Below are 262 nucleotides of genomic sequence, written 5' to 3'. Positions count from 1 at the left end.
CGTTTCCTCAACGATCCGCAGGCGTTCAACGAAGCCTTTGCCCGTGCCTGGTTCAAACTGACGCACAGGGATATGGGGCCGAAATCTCGCTACATCGGGCCGGAAGTGCCGAAAGAAGATCTGATCTGGCAAGATCCGCTGCCGCAGCCGATCTACAACCCGACCGAGCAGGACATTATCGATCTGAAATTCGCGATTGCGGATTCTGGTCTGTCTGTTAGTGAGCTGGTATCGGTGGCCTGGGCTTCTGCTTCTACCTTCC

General features: G+C 55.7%; 1 pseudogene. It reads left to right on the top strand.

The annotated features are described in order from the left end of the window. Window positions 1-262, top strand: a pseudogene (locus MFF64_RS36980) (catalase/peroxidase HPI); the annotation flags it as partial.

Origin of the sequence: Methylobacterium frigidaeris, from assembly GCF_022179185.1 — a bacterium.
GTDB lineage: Bacteria > Pseudomonadota > Alphaproteobacteria > Rhizobiales > Beijerinckiaceae > Methylobacterium > Methylobacterium frigidaeris.
The sequence above is the reverse complement of the archived record's forward strand: the minus strand, read 5'-3'. Positions and strand labels throughout refer to the sequence as shown.